The organism is uncultured Sulfitobacter sp., from assembly GCF_947500075.1.
In the GTDB taxonomy this organism is placed as follows: domain Bacteria; phylum Pseudomonadota; class Alphaproteobacteria; order Rhodobacterales; family Rhodobacteraceae; genus Sulfitobacter.
The window spans coordinates 71,729-85,427 of sequence record NZ_CANMQS010000007.1 but is presented as its reverse complement, the minus strand read 5'-3'; the positions used below and the strand labels follow the sequence as shown (position 1 = coordinate 85,427).

14 protein-coding genes are annotated in these 13,699 nt (G+C 60.2%); 6 read left to right on the top strand and 8 right to left on the bottom strand.

Going from position 1 to position 13,699, the window contains the following annotated elements:
- Positions 1–105: 105 nt before the first annotated feature.
- Positions 106–486 (top strand): carboxymuconolactone decarboxylase family protein, encoded by a 381-nt coding sequence (locus Q1A91_RS19465; RefSeq protein ID WP_299881631.1) that lies wholly within the window; start codon positions 106–108, stop codon positions 484–486.
- Positions 487–567: 81 nt separating this feature from the next.
- Here the strand turns inward: Q1A91_RS19465 and Q1A91_RS19460 are convergent, their stop codons facing one another.
- Genes Q1A91_RS19460 through Q1A91_RS19430 form a run of 7 tightly spaced genes read right to left on the bottom strand, consistent with a single transcriptional unit; the run spans position 568 to position 6,603 of the window.
- Positions 568–1,593: a branched-chain amino acid ABC transporter permease gene (locus tag Q1A91_RS19460; RefSeq protein WP_299881628.1), complete on the bottom strand. Its 1,026-nt coding sequence runs from the start codon at positions 1,591–1,593 to the stop codon at positions 568–570.
- On the bottom strand, positions 1,590–2,486 hold the full coding sequence (locus tag Q1A91_RS19455; protein ID WP_299881625.1) for a branched-chain amino acid ABC transporter permease: 897 nt from the start codon (positions 2,484–2,486) through the stop codon (positions 1,590–1,592). The genes Q1A91_RS19460 and Q1A91_RS19455 overlap by 4 nt, the downstream gene beginning before the upstream one ends.
- A 1-nt stretch (position 2,487) precedes the next feature.
- Entirely contained in the window at positions 2,488–3,192 is a 705-nt protein-coding gene (locus tag Q1A91_RS19450) for an ABC transporter ATP-binding protein (RefSeq protein ID WP_299881622.1), read from the bottom strand.
- Positions 3,193–3,234: 42 nt separating this feature from the next.
- On the bottom strand, positions 3,235–4,386 hold the full coding sequence (locus tag Q1A91_RS19445; protein ID WP_299881619.1) for an ABC transporter substrate-binding protein: 1,152 nt from the start codon (positions 4,384–4,386) through the stop codon (positions 3,235–3,237).
- 30 nt (positions 4,387–4,416) lie between these two features.
- Positions 4,417–5,127 (bottom strand): ABC transporter ATP-binding protein, encoded by a 711-nt coding sequence (locus tag Q1A91_RS19440; protein WP_299881616.1) that lies wholly within the window; start codon positions 5,125–5,127, stop codon positions 4,417–4,419.
- Between the two features lie 34 nt (positions 5,128–5,161).
- Positions 5,162–5,803 carry an isochorismatase family cysteine hydrolase gene (locus tag Q1A91_RS19435; RefSeq protein WP_299881613.1) on the bottom strand — a complete coding sequence of 214 codons (642 nt, stop codon included), beginning with the start codon at positions 5,801–5,803 and terminating at the stop codon, positions 5,162–5,164.
- The gene (locus tag Q1A91_RS19430) at positions 5,800–6,603 is read right to left on the bottom strand and encodes an N-formylglutamate amidohydrolase (protein ID WP_299881610.1); all 804 of its coding nucleotides are present in this window, start codon (positions 6,601–6,603) and stop codon (positions 5,800–5,802) included. The genes Q1A91_RS19435 and Q1A91_RS19430 overlap by 4 nt, the downstream gene beginning before the upstream one ends.
- A 123-nt stretch (positions 6,604–6,726) precedes the next feature.
- Here Q1A91_RS19430 and Q1A91_RS19425 point away from each other — a divergent pair, with 123 nt between their 5' ends.
- From Q1A91_RS19425 to Q1A91_RS19405, 5 genes are read left to right on the top strand one after another with little or no spacing between them, the layout of a single operon-like run.
- The gene (locus Q1A91_RS19425; RefSeq protein WP_299881607.1) at positions 6,727–7,575 is read left to right on the top strand and encodes a MurR/RpiR family transcriptional regulator; all 849 of its coding nucleotides are present in this window, start codon (positions 6,727–6,729) and stop codon (positions 7,573–7,575) included.
- Positions 7,572–8,879 (top strand): glutamine synthetase family protein, encoded by a 1,308-nt coding sequence (locus Q1A91_RS19420; RefSeq protein ID WP_299881604.1) that lies wholly within the window; start codon positions 7,572–7,574, stop codon positions 8,877–8,879. The genes Q1A91_RS19425 and Q1A91_RS19420 overlap by 4 nt, the downstream gene beginning before the upstream one ends.
- Before the next feature lie 9 nt (positions 8,880–8,888).
- Positions 8,889–9,674: a carbon-nitrogen hydrolase family protein gene (locus tag Q1A91_RS19415; protein ID WP_299881603.1), complete on the top strand. Its 786-nt coding sequence runs from the start codon at positions 8,889–8,891 to the stop codon at positions 9,672–9,674.
- A complete protein-coding gene (locus tag Q1A91_RS19410; RefSeq protein ID WP_299881600.1) occupies positions 9,671–11,320 on the top strand; it encodes an NAD(P)/FAD-dependent oxidoreductase in 1,650 nt (549 codons plus the stop codon). The genes Q1A91_RS19415 and Q1A91_RS19410 overlap by 4 nt, the downstream gene beginning before the upstream one ends.
- 45 nt (positions 11,321–11,365) lie before the next feature.
- The gene (locus tag Q1A91_RS19405; protein WP_299881597.1) at positions 11,366–12,304 is read left to right on the top strand and encodes an acetamidase/formamidase family protein; all 939 of its coding nucleotides are present in this window, start codon (positions 11,366–11,368) and stop codon (positions 12,302–12,304) included.
- 58 nt (positions 12,305–12,362) lie between these two features.
- Here Q1A91_RS19405 and Q1A91_RS19400 read toward each other — a convergent pair whose 3' ends face one another.
- Entirely contained in the window at positions 12,363–13,691 is a 1,329-nt protein-coding gene (locus tag Q1A91_RS19400; protein WP_299881594.1) for a TRAP transporter large permease, read from the bottom strand.
- Positions 13,692–13,699: the final 8 nt, after the last annotated feature.

Sequence of the window (13,699 nt, the reverse complement as noted above, 5' to 3'; positions counted from 1 at the left end):
CGCGGCAAGTGGGCCGCGCATCAATCGCGGGCGGATTACCGTTTGGCGTCTTGGATCAATCGGGATAGGCCCGTTCCGATAGACATGACACTGAAAGGGTAAACCATGAGCACATTCGACGAAGATCTGTTTCTGAAAGGTCTCGAACAGCGCAAGGCCACGCTTGGCGCCGCGTATGTCGAGAAGAACCTTGCAGCCGCTGATGATTTCACCCGACCTTTCCAGGAAGCAATGACAGCATGGTGCTGGGGCTTCGGGTGGGGTGACGATGTGATCGATGCCAAGACCCGCTCGATGATGAACCTGTCGATGATCGGGGCGCTTGGGAAGATGAATGAATGGGAAATCCATTGCCGTGGCGCGATCAAGAACGGGGTCTCGCAAGACGAAATTCGCGCCGTTATCCACGTCATCGGGATTTATTGCGGCGTGCCGCAGGCGCTGGAATGCTTCCGGGTTGCGCGCAAGGTGCTTGAGGAAAGTTAGCGATGCATTGGCTGAGCGATGGTGTCTGACCGGTCAACGGGCGGACCGGTTTCACGCCGCCGCCCGGTAGACCCAAACGCTTCACCTGTTGCGGTAGAACAGCTCTTCGATCTCCCGGTCGCCCATGACGCCAACCGGGCGCAGCGCCATGGTGAGCACGATCACCAGCCCCAGCATCACACCCGACAGGCCCAGCACTTCGGGCAGGTCGATGCCGATCACCGTCGGACCGGTCTCCAGCCAGCGGACGACCTCCAGCCCGAAGGAGATTGCAAAAGTGCCCAGAACAGCGCCGGTCACGGTGCGCATACCGCCGAAAATCAACATCGCAAGGGTGAGGAAGACGTGGTTGAAATAGAACGGCCGCGCCGAAATCGTGCCGAGGAAATAGGCGTAGGCGATGCCTGCCGCCGCAAGGATCAGGCCCGACAGCACCCATGCGATCAGGCGCAGGCGCATCACATGCACGCCCATGGCCGCCGCCCCGGTTTCGTCATCTGCTGATGCGCGCAGCATCACGCCCCAATGGCTTTCGCGAAAGCCGCGCACGATGAACACGACCACCACGGCAAGAACCACGATTGAGGTCAGGGAGAAGACCTGCGGGATGCCAAAGAACGCCTGATTGCCTTTGAAGATGTCCGTCCGGTAGAGGAAGATCGAATGCACGATCACCAGAATGGCCAGTGTCGCAATCGTGGCCCCGGTGCCCGTCATGCGCACGATGAAGATGCCCACCACAAAGGCGATGACTCCGGTGATGGCCAGCGCAACCACTGCTGATGTAACAGGATCCAGTGCAAAGGCGTTCAGCCCCCATGGCGCGTCGGGCAAGGCGATCTGTTTCATCGCCACCGGGGTCACGCAGATCGCAGCGGCATAGGCGCCGATGCCCATGAACGCGCTGTGGCTGAGGTTGGTCAGCCGCGAATTGCCCATGAACACCTGCAAGCCCAGCACGACGATCAGGTTCACAAAGGCGCTGTAGACCAAACGCAGCTGGTAGTTGGAGGCAAAGAAAGTTGCCAGCACACCAATCGCGATGAGGATGGCGGCCAGCATACAGGCTCCGACAACGCCGCGTTTCTGGCTTCGGGTCAGGGTCACAGCTTGTCCCCCTTTTCCTTGGCCGGGCTGAGGATGCCATCGGGCCGCCAGACCAGCACCAGTGCGATGATGCCGAAGACAAAGGCATCCTTCAGCCCGCCGTATTCCTGCGGCAACAGCACCAGCATCGCCACTTCAACCGCGCCCAGAAGGAACCCGCCCAGCACCGCGCCCGGCAGGCTGCCGAAGCCGCCAACCACGCAGGCGACAAAGGCTTTCAGCACCGGGTTGAAGCCGAAGTGCGGGTCAACCGATCCACGCCGCGCCATGATGAAGATGCACGCGAGCCCCGCGAGCAGGCCGGAAATCAGGAAGGCCAGCGCAAAAACCCGGTTGGCGCGGATGCCCGTCAGGCGCACCATCTCGAAATCGAGCGAGGCCGCGCGCATGGCTAGGCCCAGCGTGGTGCGTTGCAGAAACAGGACAAGGCCGATGATCACCACCACGGTTGTGACGGATTCGAAGATCTGCAGGGATGAGATCTGCACCCCGAACACCATGACCGGCGCGTCGAGGAAATAGAGCGATGTCACCGCAATCGGGCGCGGTGAGATGAACAACAGAAACAGGTTTTGCAGCACGATCGAGACGCCAAAGGCGGTGAGCAGCCCGGTTGTGGGGTCGGCGTAACGCACGGGCCTGAACGCCACACGCTCCAGCGCGACCGAGGTCAGGGCGGTGGCAGCGACGGCACCCACGATGATGATCAGCGGATTGGCCGTGACCAGCGCCGCAAAGGCCACCATGGTGTAGCCGCCAACGGCGATGACTTCTCCGTGGGCGAAGTTGACCAGCCCCATGACGGAAAAGACAATCGCCAGCCCCAGCGCCAATAGCGCATACTCCGCGCCGAAAGACAGGGCGTTGATGATCTGTTGTGCGGCATAGTCCATGTCAGCCCAGCCCCGTCAGTTTTGCCATCATGTCTTTGCTTCCGCCCAGCTCTTCCGCTGTGCCTTCTGCCTGAATGCGGCCGTTGTTCAGCAGGTACCCATAGTCCGATATCTGCAGCGCCTGTCGGGCGTTCTGTTCGACCAGAAGGATCGTCATGCCTTCGGCGCGCAACGTCGAGATCATCTGGAAGACCTGCGCCACAATGCGGGGGGCCAGCCCGAGGCTGGGTTCATCCAGCAGCAGGATTTTTGGCTTCGACATCAACGCGCGGGCAATCGCGAGCATCTGTTGCTCCCCGCCCGACAGGGTGCCGCCCGGTTGCGCGCGCCGCTCTCCCAGGATGGGGAAGGTATCAAACCACCGCTCGATGTCGGCTCGTACATTTTCCCGGTCCGCCCGGATACCGCCGCCAATGCGCAGGTTCGCTTCAACGCTGAGATTGCTGAATATCCGCCGCCCCTCCGGAGAGACAGCAATGCCGCGCCCGATGCGGTCCTCGACGGTAACCTTGGCCAGATCCGCGCCCTCAAGTGCGATGGTGCCACTTGCCTGTGCAATCCCGCAGATTGCTGAGATTGTTGAAGTTTTACCGGCCCCGTTGGGTCCAAGCAGCGCCACGCATTGCCCTGTGCCGACGCTAAGGGAAATGCCATGGACCGCCTCGATGGGGCCGTGAAAGACACGTAGGTTCTGGATATCAAGCATGGGGCTAACGGGGCGCGGACCAAAGGACGCGCCCCACGTCGTTTACCAGTCAGACGGCACGTTGTCGGGCACCACGTTGGAGACAAGAACCCGCTTGCCGTCCTTGTACCCAATCACCGGAATTGTGCGCTGTGCGTAGGTCTTGGTGTCCTTGAACGAGATGCTGTCGACCGTCAGCACGGGAATGCTGTCCGCTTCGCGGATGGTTTTCGCGATTGTAGCAGGATCGGTGCTGCCTGATTGCTCAACCGCCCATGCAACGGCCTTGACCGTATCGGCACCAGTCGCCGGGAAGAGGCCGGGCACGTCCACACCAAGGGCCTTGCACTCTGCCATGAAGTTCACCACGGCACTGTCTGCCTGGCTGGGGGCCAAAGTGGCGAAGAACACCTTGTCAAGAATGGACGGATCGTCCGTGCCGATGGCATCCAGTGACGGATCGTCAAACCCGTCCGAGCCAACAACCCAGGCGTCAATGCCTGCACTGCGCAATTGGCGGACCAGCACACCTACGTCCGGCATGATGGAGGAGATATAGACCGCGTCGATCTCTTCGCCCAAGGCGCGCATCTCCGCAATCTGGGGAGACCAATCAGAAGTGCCAAAGCTGAAGTTCAACGTGCTCAGCACCTTGCCACCGCCTGCTTCCATCACTTCACCGAACCAAAGCGGCGTTTTGGCAGACCAGCTGCCGCCTTCATCGGAGGTCAGCAGAACGACATTCCTGGCGCCATTCTCCAAGGCGTAATTCGCCGCTGCGGTTGCGGTAAACGGGTCGGGAGAGACACCGGTAAAGAAGTTATCGACAATGCCTGCGTGCATTTCCACTTGCGTGGACTGCGGCTGGAAAATCGACACGCCATAGCTTTGAGCGATCTGCGCCACCGGGATCATCGTGTCGGAGAACGGTATCGTGCCCAGCATCACCGCACCTTCGTCCAAGAACTTCTGCGCCAGCGAAATCGCGGTCTGTGTGTCTGCACCGGCGTCCTGCACCAGAACCTCGATCATCTTGCCGTTCACGCCGCCGTCGGCATTGATCATCTCTGCCATGCAGCGCGCGCCCTGCCATTCAGCGTAGGGGGCATAGTCACCCGTCATCGGGACGCCAAGGCCAATCTTGATTGTGTCTTCTGCAAAGGCCGGTGTCACCAATGCGGTGCAGGCCAGTGCGGCGAGGATATACTTTTTCATGTTCATCTCCTTGTTGGTGGTCTTATGAATTTACGCTTCGGCGCCTACCTCCTCTCCAAGGTAAGCGCTTATGACTTTCGGGTTTTTGGTGATGTCCTGCGGGCTGCCTTCCGCAATGATGGCCCCCATATCAAGAACGGTGATCCGGTCGCAGAGGGTCATGATGAATTTCAGATCGTGATCAATGACGAACAACGCGCAATCCGCCGCGCGCTGAACCCACTTCAGCGCCCGCCCCAGCGCGTCTGTCTCTTCTTCGTTCATGCCGGCGGCAGGTTCATCCAGCATCAGAACCTTGGGTTTCAACGCCAGCCCCCGCACGATCTCCAACCGCCGCTGATCGCCGTAGGACAAAGCGTTTGCGGGCAGGGTGAGTTTGTCGCGCAGACCAAACTCCTCAATCGCTGCCTCCGGCAGGGCCGTGCCGCTGCCTGCGTAGCGGGCGACATCAATGTTCTGTTCCACGCTCAGGCTGGGAAAGACACGCAGGTTCTGGAATGTCCGTGCGATGCCAAGCCGCGCACGCTGATGGGCGCTTTTGCCGGTCAGGGAGGTGCCGTTCAGCGTCATGGACCCTGACGTGGGCACCAAAAGACCCGAAATCAGGTTAACGAGCGTGGATTTTCCAGCGCCGTTTGGGCCGATCAAACCGCGCACTTCTCCGGCGTCCAACACGAAGGACACGTCGCGGACCGCATGAACGCCGCCAAAGGATTTGCTGACGCCGCTCAGTTCCAGCATGCGCGCCCCTCACGGTTCTGACCGCCCGCGCCCCTCACGTGCTTGCCAGTTCCGCGACAAGCTCTGCGGTGGTGACTTGCCGACAGTATCCCTTGATGGTCTGGATCGAGTGGCTGTGCCGCTCTGGTGTGTAGGTGAGGCAGGCGTCTGTTACCTGTGTCACCAGATACCCCAGGTCGCAGGCGTCCCGAATGGCGCTTTCCACGCATTGATCCGTGATCAGCCCCGATATCACCAGCTGTTTGACACCCAGATTGCGCAGTACGTAATCGATATGGGTCGAGATAAAGACAGAGGAGGAGGATTTGGGCAGCAGGATCTCATCGCCCTCGGGCGCGATCTGGTCGATCACTTTGCCATCCCATGATCCCTTGGGCACGTTGAACCCGGTGATCTTGTAATCCAGCGACCGGTCGCGCCCGTCCAGTGTGAGGCTTTCGATGGTGGTATACATCACCTCCACCTGTGCCGCGCGGCATGCCGTCTGGATGGCTTGCATGTTGCCGATGACGCGGGCGTCCAGCTCATCAAAGAACCAGCCGTATTTGCTGGCAAATTCAGCTTCGGGCATGCCCTTGAATTCCCCCCCGTCGCGGTGCGCGGCGAAATTCTGGACGTCCACGAAAAGCAAGGCAGCCTCGGCCGGGGCCAGAGGCAGATTGCGGGTCAAAGTCATTGCGTGTTCTCCAGTACAGACCGGATCGCCCCGGCCAACAGATCCGCCCACTGCGCAACGCCTGCTTCATGCGTCAGATGGTCGTTGCGCACTTCAATCAGCGTATGCTGAACGCCACGGGTTTCCGCGTGGCGCGGGATGAACCAGTCGCTGGCGTCGTCGATCTGATAGGGCTGGTTCAGCGCCAGCTTCATATCGGGCGCAGCGGCAGAAATTGCATCCATCAGCTGCTGAGCCGTTTGCGGATCGCGCCGGGCCAGAAAACCTGCATCCCACGGGCGCTCCTGCCCCTGAAGGTGCCGTGTGTAGGAATGGATCGCAAACACAGCCTGACGCGGATGGCTGTCGAAGGCCGCGTTGATTGCGTTGTTCATCGGATCAAAAATCGCGTGGCGGCGCAGGTCATGACCCTCAGCGCTTAACCCGATGTTCCCCGGCACGCGGATGCCGTCGCTGACCTCCGGCACGGAGCCTTCTGATCCGGGTGGACGGTTACAATCCATCACTAGGCGGCTGTAACGCTGGAGGATCAGCGGGCATTGCAGATTGTCAGAAACTGCGCGGGCCAGATCCTCTGCCCCAATGTCCCAGCCGATATGTTGGTCAATGGCCCCTTCGGGCAAACCAAGCCCGTTCAAGGCATGCGGCACCGCCTGGCCTGCATGTTCGCAGAGCAGCAGCACAGGCGAAGCGGACGACCCGTGACACATCTCAACCGGTGCCGGATCGGCCGCACCCAGCAGGCTTCCCTGTCCAGTATGCCCGTTTGCAGACGCATCAATGACGTTTGATCGATTCACAGCCACTCCCCAGCTATGATTGAAGTAGACGAACGAAAAATTCCAAAGTCAAGCATTTCAAGTTGACTGAAAGAAAATTTTCATAAACGCTGGAGCGGTAACCGGAGCAAACGCGGGGCACCCGTGCAGATCAAACAGAAGATTGAACAGGCCTCCGATGCCTTCACCGCAGGTGAGCGCAAGCTGGCGGCGGCGATCCTGTCGGACTATCCCTACGCGGGGCTGTCCTCCATTCAGGACCTCGCCACGCGGTCTGAGGTGTCAGCCCCGTCGATCTCCCGATTCATGACAAAGATCGGGTTGGCCGGGTATCAGGAATTCCAGCGCTCCCTGATCGCAGAGCTGAAGGACGGCGACCGCAGCCCCGTGGAAGTGCATGAGCGTGGGCGACACATCGAGGGGGATTACCTGTCAGATTTTCTGGCCAAGGCCAGTGCGCAGATGGCCATTGCAGGGGACGCCATCACCGAGGAGCAATTCAACCGCGTCTGCACCTTGCTCGCCAATCCCAAACACAGCGTGTACGTGATTGGCGGGCGGATCAGTGACACGATTGCGGCGCATCTGTCATTCCACCTGCGCCAAGCGCGGCGGGGGGTGTTTCATTTGCCGTCCGATCCGGAAACCTGGCCGGAGTATCTGTTGCAAATGAAAGCCGGAGACATCTTTTTCGTTGTGGATTTTCGCCGCTATCAAACCTCGCTTGCGTCTTTGGCGCAGTTGGCGCGTGACAAACGCGGTGCCAGCGTCATCGTGATGACGGACAAATGGATCTCACCTGTCGCGCGCCATGCCTCTGACGTGCTGCCTGTGCCAATCGAATCCGGTACGTTGTGGGACACTTACTCCTCCGCCCTCGCCATTACCGAAGCCATTGTGACCCGTATCGCCGAAGACAGCTGGGAACAGACCAGAGACCGGATCGAAAGCTGGGACGCGCTGCGCGTCACGACAAAGGATAGACCAGAATGACCCCGATGCCCCTGATCTTCGCCGCCACCTGCGACATCGCCGGGAAGGTGCGTGGCAAGGCTTTTCCCGCCGACCAGCTTGAAAAACGCCTCAGCCGTGGGGTGGGATGGGTGCCGACCAACGTGCAGATCACCTGCTTTGACAGTATCGCAGAGAGCCCCTTTGGATCATTGGGTGATCTGTTGTTGGTGCCGGACCCTGCCTGCGAGGTGAAAGTGGCGTTTGGCGATGGTGCAGCGGAACATTTCATGCTGGGCGATATCATCACGCTTGACGGTGAGCCCTGGGCATTCTGCACCCGGCAAATCCTGCGCGACGCCCTCGACCGTCTGCACGGGTTGAGCGGGGCGCGTCTGTTTTCTGCCTTTGAGCATGAGTTCCAATTGAAAGGCACAGGGCTGCCGAACGAAGGATTTGGGCGGAACGCCTTTGAAAATCAGCGGGCGTTGATGGAAACCTTGATGGGGGCGCTAAAGGCAGGCGGCCTGACGCCCGACAGCATCATGAAAGAATACGGGCCCCACCAGTTCGAGGTTGTGGTCGCGCCGGAGATTGGCGTGGCATCCGCAGATGCTGCTGTCATCCTGCGTGAGCTGACCCGCTCTGCCGCCCGGTCGGCTGGAGAGGAGGCAACTTTTGCCCCGATCCTTGATACCGCGTCTGTCGGCAACGGGGTGCATATCCACCTGAGCTTTCAGGATGACGCAGGCACACCGCTGACCCATGACGAAAACGGTCCTTGCGGCATGTCGGACCTGACGGATGCCTTTGCAGCAGGTGTGCTCAGATACCTCCCGAACATCCTCGCACTCACCGCGCCATCGGTTGTCTCCTACGAACGGCTGACACCACATCGCTGGTCAGCGGCGTACAATAATCTGGGGTTTCGCGACCGCGAAGCCTCGCTCAGGGTATGCCCTGTGACCGCTCGGGACCCCGCCGCGATCGCCCGGCAATTCAACATCGAATACCGCGCGGCAGATGCTGCGGCTTGCCCGCATCTGGCGCTGGCGGCCGTGGTGCATGCCGGTTGTCAGGGGATCGAGGATGGGCTGCGCGCACCCGCCGCGACAGAGGATGATCTGTCACTGCTATCGCCCGATGAACTGGCCGCGCGCGGTTTCACCCGGCTGCCTGAAACCCTCGAAGCGGCGCTTGATGCCTTTGCCGGGAATGACACGGTCACAGGCTGGTTCCCGGCGACGTTCGCAGAGGTTTACCGCGCCCACAAAGACGCTGAGATCGCCCATCTGGCGGAGATGGATACCGATGCAAAATGCGCCGCCTATGCCGAAACCTACTAGGGGGATCTGATGAAACTGGCACTTTGGCAGACCCATCCACAACCCGACATCGCCACCGCTTTGGCAGGGCTCGAGAATGCGGCTGAGACCGCAGCAGGGCAGGGCGCTGACCTGCTGGTTACGCCCGAGATGTTTCTGGGTGGGTATGACATCGGTCCGCAGGCCGTTGCCGCCCATGCGGCGCAATCTGTTCCGGCCCTTGAGGGCCTGCAAAAGGTTGCGATGGCCCATGGCATCGCGCTTGTTGCAGGCCTCCCTCTGCCGGGGGTGCCGCACCCGTTCAACGCCTGCGTGGCCATCGACAAGTCCGGGGCGGAGATTGCGCGCTATCACAAGACGCACCTCTTCGGTGATGTCGACCGGGCGCAGTTCACCGCAGGCAGCGCGTTGTCGCCCGTGGTCGACCTGAACGGCTGGAAGATCGCGCTGGCGATCTGCTACGACGTGGAGTTCCCCGAACTGACCCGCGCGCTGGCCTTGCAGGGGGCAGAGATCATCGTGACACCCACCGCCAACATGACCCCCTTTGACAGCATCGCCACCCGCCTTGTCCCCGCACGGGCAGAGGAGAACGGGATCTATCTGGCCTATTGTAACTACGTCGGGAAAGAGGGGCAGTTCACCTACAACGGCCTGTCCTGCGTCGCCGGGCCGGATGGTACTGACATTGCGCGCGGCGCTGATCGGGACCTGATCCTCTATGCCACACTGGAGCGCGCTACCCTGACCGAGGCACGGCGCGCGCAAACCCACCTCGCTGATCGTCGTCCGGACCTTTACGGAGACCTCACATGAAGCCAGTTACAGTTTTTGGTCCTGATTTTCCCTTTGCCTACGACGACTGGATCAAACATCCCAGCGGTCTTGGCAAATTGCCGCAAGCGGCGCACGGCAGGCAAGTGGCCATTATCGGTGCCGGTGCTGCCGGGGTGATTGCGGGCTATGAGCTGATGAAGCTGGGCCTGCGCCCGATCCTGTTCGAGGCCGGGCAGTTTGGCGGACGCTTGCGCTCGCAACCGTTTGAGGGGGCGGACGGGGTGATCGCCGAATTGGGCGGCATGCGCTTTCCGGTTTCAAGCACCGGCTTCTATCACTACGTGGATCTGTTGGGGATAGAGAGCAAACCGTTCCCCAACCCGCTTACCCCTGCCGCCGGGTCCACCGTGATCGACCTGCTGGGCAAGACCTACTACGCGCGCACCTTGAAGGATCTGCCGCCGCTTTTTCAGGAGGTCGCGCAGGCCTATGATGAAGCGCTTGAGCAGGGCGCCAATTTCACGGCCCTCAAACAGGCCATCCGGGACCGGGACATCCCCCGCATCAAGGACATCTGGAACCCGCTTGTCGCGGCATGGGATGAACGCACTTTCTATGACTTTGTTGTGTCGTCAGAGGCGTTTCAGAAACTGTCGTTCCATCACCGGGAGGTTTTTGGTCAGGTCGGCTTTGGCACCGGCGGCTGGGACAGTGATTTTCCAAACTCCATGCTGGAAATCCTGAGGGTGAACGTCACGGAATGCGACGAACACCAGCGGTACATGGTGGGCGGGGTCGAACAGGTGCCACGCCAGCTTTGGCAAAGGGCGCCGGACAAGATCGCCCATTGGCCAAGGGGCACGACCCTGCGGGGGCTGAACGACGGCGCAACACGCGCAGTGGCGAAACGCATCCGGCGCATATCCGAAAATCAGATTGAAGTGACGGATAGCTGGGGCCGTGCGGAGGCTTTTGACGTGGTTCTGGTCACCTGTCAGACCCATCTTCTGACCACCCAGATTGAAACAGAGGAAACCCTGTTTTCCCAAGACCTTTGGATGGCACTGGACCGCACGCGCTATATGCAATCAGCCAAGACCTTTGTCATGGTCGACAGGCCCTTCTGGAAAGATGCGGACCCTGTGACGGGTCGCGATACCATGTCGATGACCCTCACGGACCGGATGACGCGGGGAACGTATCTGTTTGACAACGGACCGGATAAACCGTCTGTCATGTGCCTCAGCTATGCGTGGATGACGGACGCGTTGAAAGTGCTGCCTTTGCCTGTGGAAAAACGGGTTGAACTGGCATTGTCCGCGCTTGGCAAGATCTACCCTGACGTCGACATTCGCAGCCATATCCTTGGCGATCCGATCACCGTCAGCTGGGAGGCGGATCAGAATTTCCTTGGCGCGTTCAAGGGCGCGCTGCCGGGGCATTACCGCTACAACCACCGTATGTTCGGTCATTTCATGCAAGAGGACATGCCGCCAGCCGAACGCGGGATCTTTATTGCGGGTGACGGGGTGAGCTGGACACCGGCATGGGTCGAAGGTGCGGTGCAAACCTCATTGAATGCGGTTGCGGGGATCATTGCGCACTTCGGAGGGCAGGCCCCACCGGACAATCCATCCCCAATCGAGGCTTATCTTGCACATGGACCCGTGCGGTTAAGCGCGTAAGGTGGGGCCGCAAATGGAATGACGCCACGCAAACGGAGGCCACCGATGAGCTGCAATCACACAATCCACAAACACAATCATCACCTTGGATGGGACAACACCATAGACCCTGTCCTCAGCGTCACGCCGGGGCAGACCATCGCGGTTGAGACGATTGATGCCTCCGGCGGGCAGCTGCACGCCAAAGCCACGCTTGATGATCTCAAGGCGCTCGATTTCGACAAGGTAAACCCGGTCACCGGGCCGATTTATGTTGAGGGGGCCGAACCCGGTGATGCGGTTGCGGTCACCTTCAACGCATTCCACGCCTCCGGCTGGGGCTGGACGGCGAATATCCCCGGCTTCGGTCTGCTGGCGGATGAATTTCCGGACGCGGCCCTGCATGTCTGGAACTACGACACGGGCCTTGCAAAACCCGCCGTCTTCTCACCCTTCGGTCAGGTGGCGCTGAAACCCTTTGTCGGCACAATCGGGCTGGCAATGGCAGAGCCGGGCCAGCACAGCGTTGTCCCGCCGCGCCGCGTGGGCGGAAACCTTGATATTCGCGACAATTGCCAGGGCACGACGCTCTATCTGCCGGTTGAAGTGGCGGGAGGGCTCTTGTCGCTGGGCGATACCCACGCAGCACAGGGGGATGGTGAAATCTGCGGCACGGCAATCGAAAGCCCGATGGATGTGGAGATCAAGGTCGACCTGATCAAGAACGCCCTGTTCGACTTCCCGCGCCTTGAAACAAGCGGCCCGGTCACAAACCACATTGATCAAAAAGGCTACCGCGTCACCACCGGGATCGGGCCTGACCTGATGCAATCTTCGCGCGACGCCGTCCGGCAGATGATCGACTGGATCTGTGCGACAGCCAAGGTTTCTCCGGTTGAAGCCTATATGCTGTGCAGCGTTTCAGGTGATCTGCGCATTTCCGAGATTGTGGATATGCCCAATTGGGTCGTCAGCTTTTACTTTCCAAAGTCGGTGTTGGGATAACGACCGGTGCGGAGGGCCTGCTGTGTGAGCCACAGCATGCGCCCTCCAGACCGATAGCTCATTTGTAGATATCAGGCAGCAGCGTTGTCGAAATCGCAGGCACATAGGCGATCAACAGCACCACCACGAACATGCACAAGACAAAGGGCACGGCGCGGACAGCGATCTTGAGGATCGATTCCCCGGTGATGCCTGACACAACAAAAAGGTTCAGTCCCAGCGGCGGAGTGATGAACCCCACACCCAGCGCGGTGATCATCATGATACAGAACTGAATCTCGTTCATGCCGATGTTGTCCGCCAAAGGCTTCAGGATCGGAGCGAGGATCACGATGTTCGGCGTCGTTTCCATCACGCAGCCCGCAGCAATCAGGATGCCGATCATCAACAGGATCAGCAGCCAGGGCTCATCCGTCAGGCCCGTGACCGTGGTGACAAACCCTTGCGGGACACCCATGATCGCCAGCGCTTCGGCCAGCGGGACAGAGAAGGCGATGATCGGCAGGATCACCCCGTTGACCTTGGCCGAACTGACCAGCATGGCGGGGAAGTCTGCAAAGCTGAGCGTGCGCAACAGGAACCCCATCAGGATTGTCACGACCACAGCCGTTGCGCCTGCCTCGGTTGGCGTCAGGCGGCCTGAGAAGATACCGTAGAAGATGATCCCCGGCACGATGAAGGCGTACCACCCTGATTTGAGCGCGGCACCAAGTTTTGAGAGCCACTCACCAAAAGTCATCATCCCGCCGCCTTCGTAGTCGTGAATGCGGTTCATGATCAGGTTCGTGATCAGAATGGCCAACAGGATAGCGAGGCCCGGTATCAAGGCTGCAAGAAACAGGGTTGAGGCTGATATGCCCAGCACAAGACCGATGATGATGTAGGCGATGGAGGGCGGGATCAGAATGCCCGTACAAGCACCCGCAGCAACCAGTGCACAAGCATAGGGGCGGGGATATCCGCTCTCCACCAGCCGCGCGATGGTCATGCGGCCCACGGCTGCGGCCCCTGCCGCATCAGAGCCTGAGATCGCGGCAAACATGCCGCAAACCAGCACCGTGGCCGACCCAAAGCCGCCTTTGGTGAAACAGGTCAGCGCTTCGGCAACGTCCAGAAATTTTCGACTGAGCCCGGTTCGCACGAGGACATCCCCGGTCAGGATGAACAAGGGCACGGCGGTCAGCGCAAAGGCATCAATGCCCGAAAACAACCGCTCGCCCACAAGGCTCAGCGGCAGGTCGCCCGACATCAGCAGCATCAGGATCGCGGAGCTGCCGATCGCGGCCCAAACCGGGACAGCCAACGCAATGAGAGCAACAAAGAGGATGACGGGGACGTAAAAATCCCAGCCCAATTCAACTGTTTGGTTCAGCGTGTTCCAAAGCATATCGGTCG

Bases quoted from the DNA above. Each gene is read 5' to 3' on its own strand.
- Q1A91_RS19450 (WP_299881622.1), bottom strand. From the start codon at position 3,192: ATGCTTGATATCCAGAACCTACGTGTCTTTCACGGCCCCATCGAGGCG.
- Q1A91_RS19405 (WP_299881597.1), top strand. From the start codon at position 11,366: ATGAGCTGCAATCACACAATCCACAAACACAATCATCACCTTGGATGG.
- Q1A91_RS19455 (WP_299881625.1), bottom strand. From the start codon at position 2,486: ATGGACTATGCCGCACAACAGATCATCAACGCCCTGTCTTTCGGCGCG.
- Q1A91_RS19400 (WP_299881594.1), bottom strand. From the start codon at position 13,691: ATGCTTTGGAACACGCTGAACCAAACAGTTGAATTGGGCTGGGATTTT.
- Q1A91_RS19410 (WP_299881600.1), top strand. From the start codon at position 9,671: ATGAAGCCAGTTACAGTTTTTGGTCCTGATTTTCCCTTTGCCTACGAC.
- Q1A91_RS19420 (WP_299881604.1), top strand. From the start codon at position 7,572: ATGACCCCGATGCCCCTGATCTTCGCCGCCACCTGCGACATCGCCGGG.
- Q1A91_RS19415 (WP_299881603.1), top strand. From the start codon at position 8,889: ATGAAACTGGCACTTTGGCAGACCCATCCACAACCCGACATCGCCACC.
- Q1A91_RS19435 (WP_299881613.1), bottom strand. From the start codon at position 5,803: ATGACTTTGACCCGCAATCTGCCTCTGGCCCCGGCCGAGGCTGCCTTG.
- Q1A91_RS19445 (WP_299881619.1), bottom strand. From the start codon at position 4,386: ATGAAAAAGTATATCCTCGCCGCACTGGCCTGCACCGCATTGGTGACA.
- Q1A91_RS19440 (WP_299881616.1), bottom strand. From the start codon at position 5,127: ATGCTGGAACTGAGCGGCGTCAGCAAATCCTTTGGCGGCGTTCATGCG.
- Q1A91_RS19465 (WP_299881631.1), top strand. From the start codon at position 106: ATGAGCACATTCGACGAAGATCTGTTTCTGAAAGGTCTCGAACAGCGC.